Here is a 20563-nt window from a genome sequence, read left to right on the forward strand (position 1 = left end):
TTTGCCGTACTGTTAGACAAACACTAATATACACACATAATCGTAATTACAAAGGGTGGCGTGATGGAAACACTGCTAAGCCGCGTCTTCAACAATGGCAACAGCCAGGCGGTCCGCATCCCGGCAGAGTTCCGCCTCGACACCGACCGCGTCAGCATCACGCGCAACGACGCGGGCGACCTAGTGATTCACCCCTTGCGCGTACAGCGTGGCACCGCCCTGATGCAGGCCCTTAAAGCGCTGGGCGAAGTAGACGACGACTTCATTGCCGCACTCGAGGCCGAGCGGGAGGCGGCGCTGCCTGTGCAGGAGCGTGAGGCGCTGTGATCTACCTGCTCGACACCAACATCCTCATCTACCTGATCAAGAACCAGCCGCCCAGCCTCGCGCAGCGCGTCGACGCACTCCCCGAGACCGATACGCTGTGCATGTCTTTCGTGACCTGGGCAGAGTTGCTGAAAGGCGCCGAGCGCAGCACCCGCAAGACGGAGGTGCTGCGGCGGCTGAACGCCTTGACACGCCAGGTACCAGTGCGCTATCCCGCCGATCCCGCCATCTGCCGGCATTACGCGGAACAGGCCACCCGCCTCAGGGAGGCGGGCACACCGATCGGCGCGAACGACCTGTGGATCGCCTGCCACGCGCTGGCGGAGGGGGCCACCGTGGTCACCCACAATACGCGCGAGTTCAGGCGCATTTCGGGTTTGTGCGTCGAGGACTGGGTGTCCGCCGAAAAAGACTGAAAAAGGCCACCCCGGAACTCCCGCCGCCCCTTAGCACTCTCACGCCCCGAGTGCTAATATTGAAGCGCACAAGGAGGACCCAAGCCCATGTCACACGCCCTGACCTTTCCCGTTCCCGCCGCCGGCAGCCTGGACCAGTACATCCAGAGCGTGAATCGCATGCCGATGCTGAGCGAGCAGCAGGAGGTGGAACTGGCGACGCGGCTGCGTGACGAGGGCGACGTGGATGCGGCACGGCAGCTGGTGATGTCGCATCTGCGCGTCGTCGTCGCCATCGCGCGCGGCTACCTCGGCTACGGCCTGCCCCATGCCGACCTGATCCAGGAAGGCAACATCGGTCTGATGAAGGCGGTCAAGCGCTTCGACCCCACGCGCGGGGTGCGTCTGGTGTCGTTCGCGATCCACTGGATCAAGGCCGAGATCCACGAATACATCCTCAAGAATTGGCGCCTGGTGAAGATCGCCACCACCAAGGCGCAGCGCAAGCTGTTCTTCAACCTGCGCGGCATGAAGCAGGACAGCACCACGCTGCAGCCCGCCGAGGTGCAGTCGATCGCCACCCAGCTCGGCGTCAAGCCCGAGGAAGTGGTGGAGATGGAAACCCGCCTCACCGGGCGCGACATTCCGCTCGACGCCGGCAGCGACGACGAGGACGAGCGCTTCGCGCCGATCGCCTACCTGCCCGACCCGCACGCCGAGCCCAGCGAGGTGATCGAGCAGGCCCAGCTCGCCCACCTGCAGGACCACGGCCTCAAGAGCGCGCTCGCCAGCCTCGACGAGCGCAGCCGCGCCATCGTCCAGCGCCGCTGGCTCAGCGAAGGCGACAGCGCCACGCTGCACGAACTGGCCGCGGAATACGGCGTCTCGGCCGAGCGTATCCGCCAGATCGAAGCCAAGGCGATGCAGAAGATGCGCGGCATGCTGGCGGCGGTGGCCTGATCAGATGCGGCTCTATCTGGACGTCTGCTGTTTCAACAGACCGTTCGACGATCAAGCGCAGACGCGGATTCGCCTCGAGACCGAATCAAAACTCGTGTTGCAGGACTTAGTGCGGGCAGGCAAGCATGCGCTCGTCTGGTCCTACATCATGGATTTTGAAGTCGCCAACAATCCATTCGAGGAACGCATTCGCCACATCCTGGAATGGAGAACGCTCGCAGCTGAAGTGATTCACGAGTCCGGGGAGGTGCTTGAAGTCGCGCAGCGACTGGTTGCAGATGGCGCCAGTGCTTACGATGCGCTGCATGTAGGCTGCGCGGTGGCGGGCAAATGCGATGTTTTCGTCAGCACTGACGACCGGCTCTTGAGGAAGGTGGAACGCACCCGTCTGCTTGAGGCGCTCACCCCGGGACCTGCACTCGCCTTCGTGGAGAAGTGGTATGAAAACTGATGCCGAAATCCGTCAGACGGGGCTGGAGGCGCTGGTCAAGGCGCTTGGCCCGGTGGAAGCCGAACGCTTCATCGCCTCCATCTCGCGCGACCGCTTCGATTACACGCAGTGGCGGCGGCACGGCCTCCCACCGGCAGACTTGAGCGTGCTGAGTGCACAAGCCGAGAAATATTCGCAGACACTGAGCAGTGGCGAGTGATCGCGGCTCTGCTCTGTAAAGACCTGAAGCACGAAACCTCCCCCGCCCAAGCGCCCTTCACTTCCCCGCCAGCAGCGCCTTGATGTCCGCAGTGATCACCTGCGGGTCTTCGGCATGCTTCACATACAGGCGCAGGCGCCCGTCTGGTCCGAAAACGTAGGTGCCGGCGGTGTGGTCGATGGTGTAGTGGCCAGCGAGGTCGCCGCTCTTGCGGTAGAACACGCGGAAATCCTTGGCGATCTCGGCGATCTTCTCCGGCGAGCCATACATGCCGAGGAAGCGCGCATCGAACACCGGCACGTACTCGGCGAGCAATTCCTGCGTGTCGCGCTCGGGGTCGACGGTGACGAAGATCACCTGCACGCGATCGGCATCGGGGCCGAGCGCCTGCATCACGCTGCTCATGCTCGAGAGTGCGGTCGGGCACACGTCGGGGCACTGGGTGTAGCCGAAGAAGATGGTGACGACCTTGCCCTTGAAGTCGGCGAGCGTGCGCGCCTTGCCGGTGTGGTCGGTGAGCGCGAAGCGCTTGCCGTACTCGGCGCCGGTGATGTCCGTGCTCTTGAAGGCGGGCTCGGGCGGCGTGCAGCCGGCGATCAGGCCGACGGCGAGCAGCGGCAGGGCGAGCGTGCGCAGGCGGGCGGAGAAGCGGGATGCCATGGGCTTGCCTGTGGGGCGAGTGAATCAGCGCGTGATGATAGTCCGATCGCCGCCCCGCCGGAACCCGCTGCGGCAATGAGTCGCGCCGCCCGGGGCGGGGCCAGGGAAGGCGCGCATCGCACGCACGCTCGCCCCGCAGCCGCTCACGCCGAGGCCGACAGGCGCCGCCGCAGCCCGCGCATCAGCGCGCCGATCAAAGGCAGCTTCTCGTACAGCTCCTCGGCGGCGTCCCAGTAGTCGCGGTGCAGTTCGACCCGTCCAGCCGCATCGAAACGCAAGTGGGTCACGCCCCGCACCGTCAGGGCCCGTCCGCGCAAGCCGAAGTGGAAGGTCCAGCCGAGCATGGCCTGGTCGCCCTGCTCGATGCGCTCGGTGACGACGAAGCGCGGGCCCTCGGTGGTCGCGAACATGTGCTCGAAGATGCGACGGATGGCGTCGATGCCGGCGACCTCGTTGAAGGGGTCCTTGAAGCGGGCATCGCGAGCGTAGTAGTGGTCGAGCGTGGCGAGGCTGGCGGGGGTCAGCGTTGCGTAGAAATCGGCCAGACGGCGCGCGGAGCTCGGGTTCGCGGGCAAGCCCGCTCCCACAGGATCCGGGGGTGCCACGAGAGGCCGTGGGAGCGGGCTTGCCCGCGAACATGCCTCGCTGGACGCCCGCACAGAACCGGAATCAGAAACTGTGTCGCTCATCACCCCTCCTCAAAGCCTGGTCGCACGCCGCACGAGCGGGAAGTACAGCCGCCGCGGCAGCAGCTGCAGGCACTTGAGCACCCGCGTGAAGCGCTTCGGGAAGTGGATCTCGAAATCGCCCGCGGCGAAGCCCTCCAGGATCGCCTGCGCGGCCTGCTCCGGGGTCTGCAGCGCCGGCATGGTGAAGTCGTTCTGCGCGGTGAGCGGCGTGGCGACGAAGCCGGGGTCGATCAGGAACACATCCACACCGCGCGGCGCAAGATCCAGGTAGAGCACCTCGGCAAAGTTGATCAGGGCGGCCTTGGACGGGCCATACACCGCCGCCTTCGGCAGCCCACCATAGCCGGCGACGCTGCCCACCAGCGCAATCGCCCCGCCGCCCTGGGCGAGCAGGGTCGGCAGGACGCAGGCGACGCCGCTCATGGTGCCAACGAGATTGACGTCGAGGGTCTCGCGCACGCTGTCTGCGCTCAGCTCCCAGGCGCGCAGCGGGCGATAGGTGCCGGCGTTGAACACGACGAGATCGATGCCCCCCCAGCGGGCGAGGATGTCGTCGCACGCGCGGGCGAAGGCGAAGGCGTCGGTGAGGTCCAGCGCCAGAGCGAGGCTGCGATCCGCCTCAAGCTCCGGCGGCAGCCCCGTGGGAGCGGGCTTTCCCGCGAAAGCGGCGGCTGAGGCCTCGCCATTCGCGGGAAAGCCCGCTCCCACGGGGTCGGCGGGGCTGGAGGGGCTGACGGCTCTCCCTGCGTCGGCGGGCGAGCGGGTGCTGACCAGCGCGCGCGCCGCGTCGCAGGCCGCGCACACTGCGCGCAGCTTGTCCGCGCCGCGCGCCGACAGCGCCAGGCGGGCGCCACGGCGGGCGAGCGCCAGCGCGAGCGCCTCGCCGATCCCTGTCGAGGCGCCGACGATCCACACCCTTCTCCCGGCCCAGTCGCGAATCGGCGTATTGAGCGGGCCGAACAGTCGCTGCAGCACGCCCCTGCCACCGCTCATTGCGGGGCCCGCTTGACGAAGCTCAGCGTGACCTCACCGAGGCGGAAACCGAACTTGCTCATCAGCGAGCGGTTGAGCATGACCTTGTCGTCCATCAGGAACATCCAGTCGTCGAAGTCGACGTTGTACACCTTGCCGTCAACCGGCAGCGCCAGCACGTAGCGCCAGCGCAACGCGTTGCCGGCGGCCTCTCCGGTGGCCTCGCCGACCACGTCGTCGGCCCGCCCGCTGTAGCGCCCCGGGCCGAGCCGGGTGATGGTCCACACGCGACGCTGGGTGGAGCCGTCGGAATAGGTGAAACGCTCGTCGAGCGTCCCCACCTCGCCCTCCCAGCGGGCGTCGATCAGCACGTGAAAGCGCTTCACCACCTTGCCCGAGCGGTCCTGGAACATGCCCCAGGCGTCGAGTGTGCCGTTGAAGTAGTCGCGCAACTCGAGCACCGGCTGCTCTGCACGATAGTGGTCGATATTCACCGAGCTGCACCCCCACAGGCCGAACACGGCCACCAGGATCATCCAGAAACGTTTCACGCGCCTTCTCCTCGCTTAAGCCTGTCTTCTTTCCCTCGCCGCGACCGTGGGAGCGGGCCTGGCCGCGTATGCCCGGGCTCGATCGCCTGCCGCCAGCGCCACAGCAGCACGATCGCCGCGAGCTTGAGCACCAGCGGCGCAAAGCCATACACGCCGGCGAGCGCCGCCACCGCCGCCGCGTCGCGCGCGCCCGGCGCGTAGCCGAGCAGTGCCAGCAGCGGCAAGGCCAGGCCGGCCGCGAGGGCAAGGTTCGCCTTGGTGACGAAGTTCCACCAGCCGAAGCAGGCCCCGGCTTCGAGCGGCTTGGCGCGCTCGCCGCGGCGCCCCTGTGCGATCAGGTCGGCCAGCAGCGAAGGCGGCAGACTCAGGTCCGCCCCCAGGGCCAGGCCGGAGAGCACGCAGATCACCCCGTAGGCGACCACGTCACCGCTCCCGAGCAGGCCTGCCCAGGCGAACACCGCCACCGCCAGCACCATGCCGGCGAGCCACGCGCGCAGCTTGCCGACGCGCTGCGAGACCCTCACCCACAGCGGCAGGCTCGCCGCCGCGGCAATGAAGTAAAGCACCAGGAAAAGCCCGGCGAGCTGCGCCGCCTCGAGCACGTCGGCGACGAAGAACAGCACCGTCGCCGACGGGATGGCCGCCGCGATGCCATTGGCGGCGAACACCGCGAGCAGACGCGCGAAGCCGGGTTCGCCGAGCGCCCCACGCAGCCCGGCCCACACCGGCGCATCGGCACCCGCGAGCTGCGGCGGCGCTGGCGCGCGCCACAGCGTCCACACACCGAACACCAGCAGCAGGGGCAGGAAGGCCCAGGCCAGCCGCGCGAGCCCGGCGGCCTCGCCCTCGCCCGCGGCAAGCACGCCGGGCAGGGCCGCCGCCAGCACCACGCCGGCAAGCGCGAAACCCTCCCGGCTGGCGACGAAACGCGTACGCGCATCGGGCGTGGAGGCCACCTCCGCACCCCAGGCGTTGTAGGCGATGGTGGCCACCGAGTAGGCCAGCGACACCGCCACCAGCAGCGCGAACAGCCACCCTGCCCCAGCACCTGCAGGCGGCGCCAGCAGTCCGAGCATGCCGGCAGCGAGTGCTGGCAGCGCGAGCACGATCCACAGCCGCCGCCGCGGCAAGCGATCGTTGGCCCAGCCGATGAGCGGATCGGTCACCGCATCAAGGATGCGCGCAGCGAGCAGCACCGCACCCACCATGGCGAGCGACAGGCCAAGGCCGTCGGCATACAGGCGCGGCACATGAACGTAGATCGGCAGCGCGGCGAAGGCGAGCGGCAGACCGAGCGCCCCATAGGCCAGCAGGGCACGCGCGTCGGTGCCGTCCCGCCCGGCTCCGAGCTCTCCGCCTGCCTGCCCGCCGCCTGCCGCAGCAGCGCTACGGATCGCGTCGGCGCCGGCGGACGGCATCGCGACCGGCGCCGGCGAGCCCGCGCCCGGGGTCCCCGCGCTCATCGCGCCGATTCCACCAGCCCGAGCAGCTGCGCGCGCAGTTGCGGCTCGCGCGTGCGCGGATCGAGCCAGATCGCGAAGAAGGCGCGCGCGAGCTCGGGGTCCCTGATCTCGCCGGTGGGGCGATCCTGGTGCCAGAACTGCGCACCCTCGCCCGGACGGTGAAGCGCGGCGAGCGTGTCGCCGGCCTCGACCGACGGCAAGGCCGCCGCCAGCGCCTCGCCCCAGCGCGCGAGCTGCGCCTCGTCGTTGAAACCGAGGCGGCGCATCTCGTCGAGGCTGACCGACACCAGGCGTTCGCTGCTGATTGCGCGCGCGTACCGGATCGACAGCACATGCGCGTCGCCCACCGCCGCCTCGCCACGCGCGCCCGCCCACAGCGCCGCGTCGTAGAGCTTGAAGCCGAGCCAGCGCATCTCGCCCTGGCCGACCTGCTCGAGCCGCGCATCGGTCGCCTGCGCCAGCGGCGGCAAGGAGACTGCCGCCGCTGGCGGCGTCGTGGAGAGGGCGAGCACAAACAGGAACACTGCCGCGAAGCATCTTGCAATTCGGGCGCGAGCGCGCTGCGCATTCGCGGGCAAGCCCGCTCCCACGAGGGAAATGTGCGTGGAGGGTTCGCCGTCGTGGGAGCGGGCTGGCCCGCGAACGGAGGCCGCGCAGGCCATCACACCGCCTCCACCTCGCGCCCCGCATGCGCGAAGACGTAATGATGCACGTCGATGTCTCCGGTCTCGAAACCCGCCTCGCAATAGGAAAGATAGAAGCGCCACATGCGCAGGAAGCGCTCGGGGAAGCCCTGGGCGCGCACGAAGGCGGCCTGCGCCTCGAAGGCGCGGTGCCAGTGCGCGAGCGTGCGCGCGTAGTCGCGACCGAAGGCAAAATCGCCCACCACGTCCAGCCCCGCACGCTGCGCCTGATGCGCCACCGCACCCGGGCTGGGCAGCATGCCGCCGGGGAAGACGTGGCGCTGGATGAAGTCGGTGCCGCGCCGGTAGCGCGCGAACAGCGCGTCGTCGATCGTGATCGCCTGCACCACGCAGCGCCCGCCCGGCTTCAACAGCGCGGAGAGCTGGCCGAAGTAGGTCGGCCAGAAGCGCTCGCCCACCGCCTCGATCATCTCGATCGACACGATGTGATCGTACTGGCCACGCACGTCGCGATAGTCGCAGAGCTCGAAGTCAACCTTGTCGGCCCAGCCGCCGCGTTCGGCGCGCGCGCGCGCGAACGCGAGCTGCGAAGGCGACAGCGTGATGCCGAGCACCTTGCAGCCGAACTCGGTGGCGGCGACCTCGGCGAATCCGCCCCAGCCGCAGCCGACCTCGAGGATGGTCTGACCGGGCTGGGCGCCGAGCTCGCCGAGGATGCGGCGGTACTTGCGCAGCTGGGCGTCGCGCAGCGACTCGTCGGGCGCGGCGAACACCGCCGCCGAATAGGTCATCGTCGGGTCGAGCCAGAGCGCGTAGAAGTCGTTGCCGAGATCGTAATGCGCCTCGATGTTGCGCCGCGAGCCGCTGCGCGTGTTGGCACGCAGCAGGTGCTGCAGGCGATAGCTCAGCAGGCGGAACATGCGACCGTAGATCGCGCCCTGCAGGCGGGCGCGGTTGGCCGACAGCAGGCGCAGCAGCCCGGTAAGGTCCTCGGTGTCCCAAAGGCCGTCCATCCAGGCCTCGCCGAAGCCGATGTCGCCGCGCGCGAGCGCCTCGTCGAAGACCGCGTGGTCGCGCACGCGCAGGTGAGCGACGAGCGGGCCGTGGCCGGCGCGCACGCGCAGGCCGTCGGGCAGTTCGACGGCGATTGCGCCGCCGTCGAGGCGGTCGAGCATCTCCAGGCACAGCCGGGTGGCGCGTGGCAGGCGCGTCAGGTGCAGGCCGGCCAGCGGCTGCAGGGCGTGGTCGAGTGCGTTCATCAGGTAGTCTCCTCGAGCGGCGGGGCGGGCTTGCGGAAGAAGCTCACCCGGCGCAGGGCCAGGCGCAGCGCCTGCCAGTGGATGCGGGCGACGACGCCCAGGGTCATGAAGGGCTGACGCAGGAGCCACTTCGCCATGCTGCGGCCGGTGATCGCCTCGGCGCGGCCCGACAGGCGGGTGGACAGCTGGCGGTGGCCGCCGTCCCAGAGGTCGATCGAGACCGCATGCACGTCGCCGCGCTGCTCGAAGCGGAAGCGGTATTCGCCGCGCACCGGAAAGAAGGGCGAGACGTGAAAGCACTTGCTCGCGCGCAGTTCGTCGCCGGAGACGATCGGACGCAGGTCGGGGTGGCGCACCAGGTAGTTGTGGCGCTCGCCAAAGGTGTTGTTGACCTCGGCGAGCACGGCACGCAACGCCCCTTCGCGGTCGTGGCAGAACCAGAAGCTCACCGGGTTGAACACGAAGCCGAGGATGCGCGGCATGGTCTGCAGCACGACCTCGCCGTCGCACACCTCGGCGAGGCCGTGCGTGCGCAGCAGGCTGCGGATCCATGGCAGCAGCGGCGATCCGTCGCGCGCGCCATGGTCGCGGCTGCGGAAGCTGAACACGTTGGCACGCTCGATGCCCAGCAGCGGCGCACGCAGCGTGTCCAGATCGCCGAGCGGCAGGCGCAGGAAGGCGGTCGGGTAGATGAAGCGGTTGTGGGCCTGCACGTGACGCTCGTGCATCACTGCACCGAAGCACACCGCCGGATGTGCCAGGGCGCTCATCACGCCATCGCCTCGGCTGCGGCGGAGGCACGCACCCGGCCGCGGCGCCACGGGACCTCGACGCCCATCGCCTCGACCACCGCCACCGCGGACTTGAGACCGTCCTCGTGGAAGCCGTAGCCGGTCCACGCGCCGGCGAACCAGCTGCGGTTGCACCCCTGCAGCGCGGGCAGCGCGGCCTGGGCGTCGATGGCCCCCTGGTCGAACACCGGGTGGGCGTACTCGATGCGGCGGACGGTCTTGTCGGCCGCGGGTTCGCTGAAGGGGTTGAGCGACACCACCATCGGGGTCTTGAAGGGCAAGGGCTGCAGGCGGTTGATCAGGTAGCTCACCGAGACCGGACGCGCGTCGGGCGCGCCACGGCCGGAAAGGTAGTTCCAGGCCGACCACACCTGCTGGCGACGCGGCAGCAGCGCGGTGTCGGTGTGCAGCCAGGCAACGTTCGGCTGGTAGCGCACGGCGCCGAGGATGCGGCGCTCGTCAGCGCTCGCCTCGCTGCCGAGCATGGCCAGCGTCTGGTCGCTGTGGCAGGCGAACACCACTTCGTCGAACTGCTCCGCACCCTCCGCGGTATGCACCCACACGCCGTCGGCGCCGCGCACGACCCGTCTCACCGGCGCGTTGACACGCACATCTTCGAGGCGGGCGAGCATGCGGCGCACGTAGCTGCGCCCGCCGCCCTTCACCGTCATCCAGGTGGGGCGATCGAAGACCTGCAGCAGGCCATGGTTGTGGCAGAACTGCACGAAGGTGGCGAGCGGGTAGGCGAGCATCGTGTGTGTCGGGCACGACCAGATCGCCGCGGCCATCGGCAGCAGGTACCAGTCGCGGAACGCCTGCGAGTAGGCCTCGATGTCGAGGTAGTCGCCGAGCGAGAGCGCCGGCATGGTGCCGTCCTTCGCCATGCGCGTGGTGTCGCGATTGAAGCGCAGGATGTCGCGCAGCATGGCGAGGAAGGCCGGGCGCACCAGGTTGCGGCGTTGGGCGAACACGCTCGCGAGGTCGGTGCCAGCCCACTCGAGCTCGGGCTCGGTGAGGCTGACGCCGAAGCTCATCTCGGTCTCCACCGTCTCCACCTGCAGCAGCGCGAACAGCGCGCACAGGTTGGGGTAGGTGCGCCGGTTGAAGACCAGGAAGCCGGTGTCGACCGGGTGGGTGAGCCCGTCTACGGTGACGTCGATGGTGTTGGTGTGGCCGCCGACGTAACCGCCCGCCTCGAACAGCGTGACGCGGTGCTGCTGCGCAAGCAGCCAGGCGGCGGACAGGCCGGCGATACCGCCGCCGATCACCGCGATGCGGCGGCCCTCACCGATGGACGCTGCGCGCTGCAGGCGCTCGATCTCACCCATCTTCATGGCGATTACTCCGGGGCGTTGTCGCCCTCGATGAGGGCGTAGGCGGAATGGTTGTGGATCGACTCGAAGTTCTCCGACTGCACCCGCCACGAGGCCACGCGCCCGTCCGCGCGCAGGCGCAGCGCGATGTCGCGCACGAGATCCTCGACGAACTTCGGGTTGTCGTAGGCGCGCTCGGTGACCCACTTCTCGTCCGGGCGCTTGAGCAGGCCGAAGACCTCGCACGAGGCCTCCTCCTCCGCCATGCGCACCAGCTCGCGCAGCCCGAGGTCGCCGCGCAGCGTGGCCGACAGCGTGATGTGCGAGCGCTGATTGTGGGCGCCGTACGCCGAGATCTTCTTCGAACACGGGCACAGGCTGGTCACCGGCACCACGGCCTCGAGCGTGGTACGCACCTCGCCGCCCTCGGCCTTGTCGACGACGACACAGGCGTCCATGTCGAGCAGGCTGTCGACACCCGACACCGGCGCGGTCTTCTTCATGAACCACGGGAATCGCGCCTCGATGCGGCCGCTGGTCGCCTCCAGGCGCTCGAGCATGCCGGCGAAGAGGGTACGCATGCCGTCGAGGTCGAGGGCGCCGCGCTCGGCCTCGAGCAGCTCGACGAAGCGCGACATGTGGGTGCCCTTGACCTCGGCCGGCAGCGCCACCGTCATCTCGAGCGTCACCACGGTGTGCTGCACGCTGCCGTCGAGGTCACGGATGGACATCGGGTAGCGCAGGCCGCGCACGCCGACACGCTGGATCACGAGCGCACGGTGATCGGCGCTGGCCTGCACGTCGGGCAGGAAGAACTTTTCCGGGGCGTTCATGAGTTTTCCTTTTGCTTGTTGGGGAGGGGGCGGAGCGGCAGGTCGGCGCGATGGACGAAGAGCAGCAGTTCGAGCGGCGCAGCCTGGGTCTTGTCCACGACGATGAATTTGGCCGGGGCGAGGCTGATCGCAGGAGCACCGGCGACCGGCTGGGCAGAAACCGCTAGGGATGGCGCAATGGCGGCCGCGGCAATCACGGACAGCATGGCGCAGCGCGGGTGGAACTTGTTCGCTTTCATGGCTGTGTCCTGGACAGGTGAAGATGACGATTGAACGATAGGCCAGCTCGTCGCAGCTGTCAATCGTTTGTCCAGGACAAAGCAGGATATTCGAGCAACTCGTCCACCCACCCCGACCGCGCCTTTTCTTGCAACAAATGTCCTCCACAAGCCTCTGCGGTGGCATTAGGCTTGCAACAACACCCTCAGCAGGAGCCTCCCCTGGATACGAGCGCAATCACCCCGTTCGCGGTCTTCGCCGGACTCGCTGGCGGCATCGGCCTGTTCCTGCTCGGCATGCACATGCTCACCGAGGGCCTCAAGCTCGCCGCCGGCCGCGCCCTCGAGGGCCTGCTCGAGCGCGGCACGGCGACGCCGATCCGCGGCCTCGGCGCGGGCATGACGATGACCGCCCTGGTGCAGTCCTCGACCGCGGTCACCGTGGCCAGCATCGGCTTCGTCAACACCGGGCTGCTGTCGCTGCACAACGCGATGTGGGTGATCTTCGGCTCCAACGTCGGCACCACGCTCAACGCCTGGCTGGTGGCGGCGCTCGGCTTCAGCTTCAAGATCGACGCCTTCGCCCTGCCCTTCGTCGGCTTCGGCGCGGTGCTGATGCTCGCCGGCCGCACCGTGCGCCAGCGCGCGCTCGGCCAGGCGCTCGCCGGCTTCGGCGTGCTCTTCCTCGGCATCGACGTGCTCAAGGACACCTTCTCGGGCTTCGGTGCGGCGATGAACCTGCAGGACCACATCGCCCCGGGCTTCATGGGCTGGCTGATCCTGGTCGGGATCGGCACCCTGCTCACCGTGCTGATGCAGGCCTCGGGTGCGGTGATCGCGATCATCATCACCGCGGCGCAGGGCGGCCTGATGTCGATCGAGGCCGCGTGCGCGATGGTGATCGGCACCAACATCGGCACCACCTCGACCGCGATCCTGTCGGCGATCGGCGCGACCTCGAACGCGCGCCGTCTGGCCGCCACCCACGTCATCTTCAACCTGGTCACCGGCGCGGTGGCGATCGTGATGCTGCCGCTCCTGATCGCGTTGCTCGGGCTGCTGCGCGAGTGGTTCGAGCAGCCCGCCACGCCGGCGGTGATGATCGCGATGTTCCACACCGCCTTCAACCTGCTCGGGGTGCTGCTGATGGTGCCGCTGGCGCGGCCGCTGATGCGCTTCATGTCCGGCCACTTCCGCAGCCGCGAGGAAGAGATCGCGCGCCCGCGCTACCTGGATGCGCCCTCGCTGGCGGTGCCCGATCTGGCCCTGCGCGCGCTGCGCCTGGAGCTCGGCCGCACCCAGTCGTTCGCGGTGACGGCGCTCACCGCGGTCACCCGCGTGCCGCCCGACGAGCCCTGGATCGCGCGCCAGGCGAGTGCGCTCGATGCCCTGGCCCCCGCGATCACCGACTACGTACGCAAGCTCAGCGCCGCGCGCCTCCCGCCTGCGCTCGTCGAGGCCCTCGCCCACAGCCTGCGCGCGCTGCAATACCAGGAGAGCGCGGTCACGGCCGTGCGCCAGGCCTGCAGCCTCGCCAACACGCTCGGCAGTCCGCCCGGCCCCGCGCTCGAGTCGATCGCGCTCGCCTTCCGCCAGACCACGGCGACGCTGGCGGCCTGCGCCGACGCGGGGCGTGACGAGTTCAGCGCGGCGGCGGTCGAGATCCGCCTGCAGGAGGCGGAGGTGCGCTACCAGGCGTTCAAGGAGGGCTTGCTGCTCGAGGGCGCGCACGCCCGCATCGACATCCGCGCCATGCAGGATTGGCTGCGCCTGGCGAGCCTGGAGCGGCGCGCGATCGAGCAGGTCGCCAAGGCGGCGCGCATGCTCGCGGTGCTCGACGGCGACCTCACCCCGCAGCAGGCTGCGGATGCGGGCCTCGAGCCGGTGGAGGACGGCAGCGGCGCGAGCGCCTGAGCGCTCAGCTCGCGTGCGTCGCGCGCCAGTCGCGCAGCGCGGCAAGCGTGTCGTCGAGGTCGCCGACGACACGGATGCCGGCCAGCCGCTTCTGCTTGTCGCGCACCGCGCCCCCGCCGGCCCAGATGTCGACGCTCGACGGCAGCGCCGCACGCAGCTCGAGCAGGCCGTCGATCGCCTGGCGCGCCGGATAGGCGATGCTGAAAGACAGGCCGACGATGTCGAACCCGCCCTCCACCGCCGCGCTGCGGATGTCGGCCAGCGGCGTGCGCGTGCCGAGCGACAGGCAGCTCGCCCCCTCGGGCACGAGCATCGCCTCGGCCATCAGCAGGCCAAGCACGTGCTCTTCCTCGGGGAAGGTGGTGAGCAGCACGCGCGGCCGCCCGCCGGCCACGGCGTGGGCGCCGATTGCGCTGCGCAGCACGTTCTGCACCTGCTCGGTGAACAGGTGCTCCTCGGGCACATCGACCTCGCCGCGCATCCACGCCTCGCCGACCGCAGCGGCGAGCGGCGCCACCGTATCGGCCACGAAGCGCTGCAGGCCCTGCTTCATCAGCGCCTTGCGCAAGGCGGCGTTGAGTTCGATGCTGCGATGCAGGCGCACGAGCTGCAGCAGGCTGTCGTCGCGCGCCGCGGCCGCGGCATCCGGCGGGCACAGGCACTCGTCGAGCATGCGGGCGAGCTCTTCCGCACTCGCACGCACGATGCCGGCCGGGCGCCGGCCATGGTCGAGCAGGCGTCGGATGAGGCGCAGCTTCTCCACCTGCTCGGGCGGATACAGGCGCTCGCCGTTGGCGTCGCGCGCCGGCGCCGGGAAGCCGTAGCGCCGCTCCCACACCCGCAGGGTGTCCTTGGGCAGCCCGGTGTCCCGCTCGACGGCGGCGATGCTGGAGGCGGCTTCGGGGCGGGCGAGATCGTTCATCGTGATGGTCGGCCGACGTGAGAGAGGATGCGTGCGAGAAAAGGCGCAGGCCAGTCGTCTGCCCGGAGGCGCGACGCGTGAGCGCTGTCGATGAAATGGTAGGCAAGCGAGCGCTGTTTGTCCAGGACAAACTAAGATACCTGTCCACTTCGCCACCGCTGCGTCAGCGGCTGGCCCGCGTTCGCCCCTGACGCAGTGACGGCAGCGGTAAAATGCGCCCCATGTTCGCCGCCCCCCGCCTCGATCCCGACTTCGACCACCGCTTCGACGCCGATCCCAACGCCCGGCCACCCGGCGCACCGGATCAGCCCCGCCTGCCGGCGCAGGACGCCACCCTGTCGGCAGGCGCGCTGCGCATCCTCGAGCACGTCTTCGGCTACCCCGCCTTTCGCGGCGAGCAGCAGGCCATCGTCGAGCATGTGGCGGCCGGCGGCGACGCGCTCGTGCTGATGCCTACCGGAGGCGGCAAGTCGCTGTGCTATCAGATCCCGGCACTGCTGCGCACCGGCACCGCGATCGTGGTCTCGCCGCTGATCGCGCTGATGCAGGATCAGGTGAGCGCGCTGGTCGAAGCCGGCGTCAATGCCGCCTTCCTCAACTCCAGCCTGGACATGGAACGCGCCCGCGCGGTCGAGCGCGCGCTGTGGGACGGCACGCTCGAGCTGCTCTACGTCGCCCCGGAGCGGCTGATGACGCCGCGCTTCCTCGACCAGCTCGACCACCTGCGTGACACCGGCCGGCTGGCGCTGTTCGCGATCGACGAGGCGCACTGCGTGTCGCAGTGGGGCCACGACTTCCGCCCCGAGTACCTGCAGCTCTCGATCCTGCCCGAGCGCTACCCGGCCATCCCGCGCATCGCGCTCACCGCCACCGCCGACCGCCAGACCCGCGAGGAGATCGCCGAGCGCCTGAACCTGCAGCACGCGCGCCGCTTCATCTCCAGCTTCGACCGCCCGAACATCCGCTACACCATCGTCGACAAGGACGACGCCCGCCGCCAGCTGCTCGCCTTCATCCGCGAGGAATGCCCCGGCCAGGCCGGCATCGTGTATTGCCTGTCGCGGCGCAAGGTCGAGGAGACCGCCGCCTGGCTGCAGGAACAGGGCTTGAACGCCCTGCCCTACCACGCCGGCATGACGCAGGAGATGCGCGCCGAGCACCAGACCCGCTTCCTGCGCGAGGACGGGCTGATCATGGTGGCGACGATCGCCTTCGGCATGGGCATCGACAAGCCCGACGTGCGCTTCGTCGCGCACCTCGACCTGCCGCGCTCGATCGAGGGCTACTACCAGGAAACCGGCCGCGCTGGCCGCGACGGCCTGCCGGCGCAGGCGTGGATGGCCTGGGGCGCGCAGGACGTGGTGCAGCAGCGGCGGATGATCGACGAGTCCGAAGCGAGCGAGGAGTTCAAGCGCCTCGCGCGCAACCGGCTCGACGTGCTGGTGGGCCTGGTCGAAGCCACCACCTGCCGCCGCCAGCACCTGCTCGCCTACTTCGGCGAAGAGTCCAGCCCCTGCGGCAACTGCGACAACTGCCTGCACCCGCCGCAGACCTGGGACGCCACCGAGGCCGCGCGCAAGGCCTTGAGCTGCGTGTACCGCACCGGCCAGCGCTACGGCGCCGGCCACCTGATCGACGTGCTGCGTGGCGAACTCACGGACAAGGTGATCGAGCGCAAGCATCAGGACATCACCACCTTCGGCATCGGCAGCGAGCTCGACGAGAAGCGCTGGCGCACGATCTTCCGCCAGCTGGTGGCGCGCGAATTCGTCGCCGTGGACCACGAGCGCTACAACGCGCTGCGCCTCACGGACGCCGCCCGTCCGCTGCTGCGCGGCGAGGCCGAGTTCCACCTGCGCCTCGAGCGCGAACGCGGGCGCAGTCGCACCAAGCGGCGCAGCGCCGCCGCGCTCGAGATCCCGGATGGCATCCCCACCACCCTCTTCGACCGCCTGCGCGCCTGGCGCTTCGCCACCGCCAAGGAACGCAACGTGCCCGCCTACGTGGTGTTCCAGGACGCCACCCTGCGCGAGATCGCCATCGCCCGCCCGCAGACGCTCGCCGAACTGGCCCACATCAGCGGCGTGGGCGACCGCAAGCTGGAGCACTACGGGGCGGCGATCCTGGAGCTGGTCGCCGGAGCGGGCTGATCCTCGATCACAGGTAGTGATCCGCCAGCAGCACGAAGAACAGCAGCATGAGGTGGGTGATCGAGAAGCGGAAGGTGCGGATCGCGGTGTCGGCGCGCGGGGCGAACTTGAGGCGCCAGGCGTGGCGCAGGAACTGCAGGTTGAGCAGCAGGCTTCCCGCGAGGTAGAACGGCCCGCTCATCCCCACCAGATACGGCAGCAGGCACACCGCGAGCAGCAGCACGGTGTAGAGCAGCACCAGCGTGCGGGTGAATTCGATACCGTGGGTGACCGGCAGCATCGGCAGGCCGGCGCGGCGGTAGTCCTCGACGCGGTGGATGGCGAGCGCCCAGAAGTGCGGCGGCGTCCAGGTGAAGATGATCATCATCAGCAACAGGGCCTCGGCGCCCACCGTTCCGGTCATCGCCGTCCACCCGAGCACCGGCGGCAGCGCGCCGGCGACCCCGCCGATGACGATGTTCTGGGGCGTGGCGCGCTTGAGGAACACCGTGTAGATCACTGCATAGCCGAACAGCCCGGCCAGGGTGAGCCACGCAGTCAGCGCATTGACCGCCACCAGCAGCAGCACGAAGCCGCCGGCGGCGAGCGCGAAGGCGAAGCTCACCGCCTGCGCGTTGCTCAGCCGGCCGGTGGGCAGCGGACGCATCCGGGTGCGCGCCATGCGGGCGTCGATCTTCTGGTCGAGCACATGGTTGAAGGCCGCCGCCGCGCCCGAGACCATCGCAATGCCCAGGCTCGCCGTCGCCATCAGGCCGAGGTCGGGCCAGCCCTCGCTGGCGAGCATCATGCCCACCCAGGCGGTCAGCACCAGCAGCGCCACCACCCGCGGCTTGGTGAGTTGCCAGAACGCGCGACCGAGCGCCATCGCCTCGCCCAGGCTGGCAGCCGCTGTCGGAATCCGCTTGTAGCCGTCCATGTCTCCGTCTCCCCCTGTTGTCCTTGCTGCGACCACCATTCACGGCGAAGGCCGCCACGGTTGTGCGTTACCGTGAGAGCGGGCTTGCCCGCGAAGGCAGCGGCTCCGGGTCTGTCCATTCGCGGGCAAGCCCGCACCCACGGTCGGCGCCCATGCCCGGATCCGCCGGGAACGTCGGCCGGGCAGCCGGATGGGTGCGCTGCGCCGAACGACGGGACTGCGCGGCCGACGCCTGCATCTGCCGGATCAGCAACACCAGCGTGGCGAGCAGGCAGGCTGCGGTGAGGTTGTGCGCGACCGCGTTGAAGAGCGGCACCTGACCAATCACGTTGATCAGGCCGAGTGTCACCTGCAGCGCCAGCAGCACGCCGACCGCCGCCGCCAGCCGGCGCAGGCGCGCACCCGCCGCATGGCGCCAGCACAGCAGCACCAGGCTGGCGAGCACGCCCGTGGCGACCAGGGCGCCGATGCGATGCAGCACATGGATGCTCATCCGCGCCTCGTAAGGCAGCACGCCGAACTCGTAGGTCTCGTGGCCCAGCGGCAGGCTGAAGGCGGCTCGCAGCGAGAACTGCGCGCTCCAGCCGCTCTCGCAGAAGGGCAACTGGTAGCACACCGCCGCCGCGTAGTTCGCCGACGTCCAGCCGCCGAGGGCGATCTGCGCAAGGAGCACGGCGAAGGCCAGCCAGGCCAGCGGCAGCAGGCGGGCGAGACGGGGCTCGACTGGCTCCATGGCCACGGGAGGCTCAGGCCTCAACTCGAAGCGCAGCAAGGCCAGCAGCGCAAGCAGCCCGAAGCCGCCGAACAGGTGCGCCACCACCACCACCGGCATCAGATTCATCGTCACCGTCCACATGCCGAGCGCGGCCTGGAACACCACCAGCGCCAGCAGCAGCGCAGCGAGCCCGCGCACCCCGCGCCCGCGAGGCAGGCGGCGCGAGACGATGAAGATCGCCAGCACGCAGAGCCCGAGCAGGCCGGCGAGATAGCGGTGCACCATCTCGTTGCGCGCCTTGAAGGGGTCGACCTCGGCGTCGGGAAAGCGCGCCTGGGCCGCGGCGATGTGGGTGTCGTGCACCGGCGGCGTGAGCCGGCCGTAGCAGCCCGGCCAATCCGGACAGCCCAGCCCGGCGTCGGTGAGTCGGGTGTAGGCGCCGAGCGCGATCACCGCCAGCGCGAGCGCCAGGGTCGCGGTCACCAGCCAGCGTGCGCGCCTCATCGCCACCTCCTCATACGCCGCTGCGGTCGTAGTTCATCAGCCGCAGCAGGTCGCTGCGGATATCGCCGGCCACGCGCTGCGCCTGCTCGGCCCCCGGCTCGACCGCATAGCGCAGCAAGGCCAGGCCGCGCGGATCGACCAGCACGATGCGCCCCAGCAGCGCCGCGTCGCTGACCTGCGCGGCCTGCCATTCGACATGCGGATAGCGCGCACGCACCGCGGGATTGTCCGCCGCCAGCACCAGCGCCTGCACCCGCGCCTGCTTGCGGCCGAGGCCCGCGTGAAGCTGCTGCAGGATCATCAGCGCCTGCTCGCAGCGCGTGGCCGGGGCCGTCGGCGCGATGCCGACGCCAGGCGGAACGAGCGCCTCGCCGCTTTCCGGGCAGGCCGCTTCGCCCCCGACCGCGGGCACATAGACCAGATGCCACTGCCCGCCGCCCTGCGCGGGTGGAGGCAGCAGGCGCAGTTCCTGCGTCAGCCACTCGCCGTGGTTGAGAGTCGGCGCGGCAGCAAACCAGCCAAAGCGCAGACTCGCCCATGCCGCTGCCAGCGGCACAAGCGCACAGAGCAGGAACAGGGTCAGGAATTTACGACTGCTCATGGGCGATCTCCCCTGATTCGGCCGGCCTCCGGCGCGCGCTGGCAGCGAGCGCGACACCGATCACCGCGAGCGCGATCAGCGCCCATTGCAGCGCATAGCCGCGATGCCGCTCGGGCGGCAGCACGACCGGCTGGTAGTGGATGTGGAAGGGTGAAGCCTGCTGCTGCTGGATCAGCCCTGGCGCCAGCGGCACCGCCAGCCAGGGCGCGAGCTGCTCCGGGTCGGGCTGCTGGATGCGCATCGGCCAACGACCGTGGTCCTCGACATTGGCGCCAAGCAGGAGGCCGGTGACGTCGGTGCGGAAGAGGCCCTGCACACGCAGCTGCGCCGGAATCGCCGGCAGCGGCAGCACGTCGCGCGCGCCCCCGGCCGGAATCCAGCCCAGATTGACGAGCGCCGCGCGCGGCGCGGCGCCGCTGCTGCCCGCTGCGCGCAGGTCGGCGATGTCTTCCACCGCGATCACCACGTCGTAGCCGGGCTGACGGTCGAGGACACGGTTGTCGACCAGCCACACCATGGGCGCAATCCAGCGGGCCTCGAAGTCGAGCTGCACGCCGTCGACGAGCGCCCTCCGCGCTCGCACGCTGGCGGAATCGCGCGTCGCGCTGGCGCCCGCTGCACCGCGTTCACCGGAACGGCCGCCCGCGGCCGCGCGCCCATCGCCTCCGGCCAGCGCTGCCAGCCGCGCCAGGCCCACCGCGCCTTCGCGCTCCCACTGCGCGATGCGCGCCAGCGTCGCCAGCTTGTCCTCGCCGCGCTGCCATTGCCACACCGACAGCCCCGCCGGCACCGCGGCGACCGCCAGCACCGCGAGCACCCATGGCCAGCGCAGCACCCAGCAGTGTCCGAACGCGCTAATCTTCATCGCCACCCTGCCGCCGGAGAGCCCTCATGGCCGTCAAGATCGTTTTCGTGCTGCTGCTCGCACTTGTCGTCGTCAGCCTGTTCCAGGCGCTGTTCGTGATGCTCAAGGGCGGAGACGGTACGACCCGGATGTCGAAACACCTCGGCCGCCGGCTCGCGTTCTCGGTCGCGGTGATGGCGCTGCTGCTGGTGCTGCTCGCCACCGGGGTGATCACGCCGAATCCGCGTCCATACTGAGCCCGCGCGTATTGC

General features: G+C 69.8%; 24 protein-coding genes. 8 read left to right on the plus strand and 16 right to left on the minus strand.

All coding sequences use genetic code 11. The annotated features are described in order from the left end of the window. The first annotated feature begins 63 nt into the window (after positions 1-63). The 5 genes from AAG895_RS15880 (at position 64) to AAG895_RS15900 (ending at position 2332) form a co-directional block, all read left to right on the plus strand. Positions 64-327, plus strand: a complete 264-nt coding sequence (locus tag AAG895_RS15880) for an AbrB/MazE/SpoVT family DNA-binding domain-containing protein (protein ID WP_345792954.1) — start codon at positions 64-66, stop codon at positions 325-327. Continuing rightward, on the plus strand, positions 324-743 hold the full coding sequence (locus tag AAG895_RS15885; RefSeq protein WP_345792955.1) for a type II toxin-antitoxin system VapC family toxin: 420 nt from the start codon (positions 324-326) through the stop codon (positions 741-743). Before AAG895_RS15880 ends, AAG895_RS15885 begins: the two co-directional genes overlap by 4 nt. Before the next feature lie 87 nt (positions 744-830). Next, positions 831-1682, plus strand: coding sequence for an RNA polymerase sigma factor RpoH (gene rpoH / locus AAG895_RS15890; protein WP_345792956.1), 852 nt, complete (start codon positions 831-833; stop codon positions 1680-1682). 4 nt (positions 1683-1686) lie between these two features. Beyond that, positions 1687-2133, plus strand: a complete 447-nt coding sequence (locus tag AAG895_RS15895) for a PIN domain protein (RefSeq protein ID WP_345792957.1) — start codon at positions 1687-1689, stop codon at positions 2131-2133. Continuing rightward, positions 2123-2332, plus strand: a complete 210-nt coding sequence (locus AAG895_RS15900; RefSeq protein ID WP_345792958.1) for a hypothetical protein — start codon at positions 2123-2125, stop codon at positions 2330-2332. Before AAG895_RS15895 ends, AAG895_RS15900 begins: the two co-directional genes overlap by 11 nt. A 57-nt stretch (positions 2333-2389) precedes the next feature. Here the strand turns inward: AAG895_RS15900 and AAG895_RS15905 are convergent, their stop codons facing one another. The 11 genes from AAG895_RS15905 to AAG895_RS15955 all read right to left on the minus strand — a co-directional run bounded on the left by AAG895_RS15905 (position 2390) and on the right by AAG895_RS15955 (position 11746). Beyond that, the gene (locus tag AAG895_RS15905; protein ID WP_345792959.1) at positions 2390-2992 is read right to left on the minus strand and encodes an SCO family protein; all 603 of its coding nucleotides are present in this window, start codon (positions 2990-2992) and stop codon (positions 2390-2392) included. 143 nt (positions 2993-3135) lie between these two features. Then, a complete protein-coding gene (locus tag AAG895_RS15910; RefSeq protein ID WP_345792960.1) occupies positions 3136-3567 on the minus strand; it encodes a nuclear transport factor 2 family protein in 432 nt (143 codons plus the stop codon). A gap of 123 nt (positions 3568-3690) precedes the next feature. Then, positions 3691-4674 carry an SDR family NAD(P)-dependent oxidoreductase gene (locus tag AAG895_RS15915; RefSeq protein WP_345792961.1) on the minus strand — a complete coding sequence of 328 codons (984 nt, stop codon included), beginning with the start codon at positions 4672-4674 and terminating at the stop codon, positions 3691-3693. Next, positions 4671-5204 (minus strand): DUF3833 domain-containing protein, encoded by a 534-nt coding sequence (locus AAG895_RS15920; RefSeq protein WP_345792962.1) that lies wholly within the window; start codon positions 5202-5204, stop codon positions 4671-4673. The genes AAG895_RS15915 and AAG895_RS15920 overlap by 4 nt, the downstream gene beginning before the upstream one ends. After that, positions 5201-6667, minus strand: a complete 1467-nt coding sequence (locus AAG895_RS15925) for an MFS transporter (RefSeq protein WP_345792963.1) — start codon at positions 6665-6667, stop codon at positions 5201-5203. The genes AAG895_RS15920 and AAG895_RS15925 overlap by 4 nt, the downstream gene beginning before the upstream one ends. Continuing rightward, positions 6664-7191: a chalcone isomerase family protein gene (locus AAG895_RS15930; protein ID WP_345792964.1), complete on the minus strand. Its 528-nt coding sequence runs from the start codon at positions 7189-7191 to the stop codon at positions 6664-6666. The genes AAG895_RS15925 and AAG895_RS15930 overlap by 4 nt, the downstream gene beginning before the upstream one ends. 137 nt (positions 7192-7328) lie before the next feature. After that, positions 7329-8570 carry a cyclopropane-fatty-acyl-phospholipid synthase family protein gene (locus AAG895_RS15935; RefSeq protein WP_345792965.1) on the minus strand — a complete coding sequence of 414 codons (1242 nt, stop codon included), beginning with the start codon at positions 8568-8570 and terminating at the stop codon, positions 7329-7331. Continuing rightward, complete coding sequence (locus tag AAG895_RS15940) at positions 8570-9340, minus strand: DUF1365 domain-containing protein (RefSeq protein WP_345792966.1); 771 nt, start codon at positions 9338-9340, stop codon at positions 8570-8572. The genes AAG895_RS15935 and AAG895_RS15940 overlap by 1 nt, the downstream gene beginning before the upstream one ends. Continuing rightward, entirely contained in the window at positions 9340-10695 is a 1356-nt protein-coding gene (locus AAG895_RS15945; RefSeq protein WP_345792967.1) for an FAD-dependent oxidoreductase, read from the minus strand. Before AAG895_RS15945 ends, AAG895_RS15940 begins: the two co-directional genes overlap by 1 nt. A 5-nt stretch (positions 10696-10700) precedes the next feature. Next, positions 10701-11507 carry a GTP cyclohydrolase FolE2 gene (folE2, locus tag AAG895_RS15950; RefSeq protein ID WP_345792968.1) on the minus strand — a complete coding sequence of 269 codons (807 nt, stop codon included), beginning with the start codon at positions 11505-11507 and terminating at the stop codon, positions 10701-10703. Next, positions 11504-11746 (minus strand): hypothetical protein, encoded by a 243-nt coding sequence (locus tag AAG895_RS15955; protein ID WP_345792969.1) that lies wholly within the window; start codon positions 11744-11746, stop codon positions 11504-11506. Before AAG895_RS15955 ends, folE2 begins: the two co-directional genes overlap by 4 nt. Positions 11747-12022: 276 nt before the next feature. On the opposite strand from AAG895_RS15955, the gene AAG895_RS15960 reads away from it, so the two are divergent. After that, positions 12023-13639 carry a Na/Pi symporter gene (locus AAG895_RS15960; protein ID WP_345795313.1) on the plus strand — a complete coding sequence of 539 codons (1617 nt, stop codon included), beginning with the start codon at positions 12023-12025 and terminating at the stop codon, positions 13637-13639. 4 nt (positions 13640-13643) lie between these two features. Here the strand turns inward: AAG895_RS15960 and AAG895_RS15965 are convergent, their stop codons facing one another. After that, positions 13644-14561 carry a MerR family transcriptional regulator gene (locus tag AAG895_RS15965; protein WP_345792970.1) on the minus strand — a complete coding sequence of 306 codons (918 nt, stop codon included), beginning with the start codon at positions 14559-14561 and terminating at the stop codon, positions 13644-13646. A 221-nt stretch (positions 14562-14782) separates the two neighbouring features. Between AAG895_RS15965 and recQ the strand changes: the two genes are divergently transcribed. Continuing rightward, the gene (recQ, locus tag AAG895_RS15970) at positions 14783-16711 is read left to right on the plus strand and encodes a DNA helicase RecQ (RefSeq protein WP_345792971.1); all 1929 of its coding nucleotides are present in this window, start codon (positions 14783-14785) and stop codon (positions 16709-16711) included. A 7-nt stretch (positions 16712-16718) separates the two neighbouring features. On the opposite strand, the gene cyoE is transcribed toward recQ, so the two are convergent. The 4 genes from cyoE to AAG895_RS15990 form a co-directional block, all read right to left on the minus strand. After that, the gene (cyoE, locus tag AAG895_RS15975; RefSeq protein WP_345792972.1) at positions 16719-17627 is read right to left on the minus strand and encodes a heme o synthase; all 909 of its coding nucleotides are present in this window, start codon (positions 17625-17627) and stop codon (positions 16719-16721) included. Between the two features lie 67 nt (positions 17628-17694). Next, on the minus strand, positions 17695-18846 hold the full coding sequence (locus AAG895_RS15980; protein WP_345792973.1) for a COX15/CtaA family protein: 1152 nt from the start codon (positions 18844-18846) through the stop codon (positions 17695-17697). Between the two features lie 10 nt (positions 18847-18856). Continuing rightward, positions 18857-19447 (minus strand): hypothetical protein, encoded by a 591-nt coding sequence (locus AAG895_RS15985; RefSeq protein WP_345792974.1) that lies wholly within the window; start codon positions 19445-19447, stop codon positions 18857-18859. Next, positions 19434-20312, minus strand: coding sequence for an SURF1 family protein (locus AAG895_RS15990; RefSeq protein WP_345792975.1), 879 nt, complete (start codon positions 20310-20312; stop codon positions 19434-19436). Before AAG895_RS15990 ends, AAG895_RS15985 begins: the two co-directional genes overlap by 14 nt. Before the next feature lie 26 nt (positions 20313-20338). Between AAG895_RS15990 and AAG895_RS15995 the strand changes: the two genes are divergently transcribed. Beyond that, a complete protein-coding gene (locus AAG895_RS15995) occupies positions 20339-20548 on the plus strand; it encodes a DUF2909 domain-containing protein (protein ID WP_345792976.1) in 210 nt (69 codons plus the stop codon). The last annotated feature ends 15 nt before the right edge of the window (positions 20549-20563 follow it).

It is taken from the genome of Thauera sp. JM12B12, from assembly GCF_039614725.1.
GTDB lineage: Bacteria > Pseudomonadota > Gammaproteobacteria > Burkholderiales > Rhodocyclaceae > Thauera.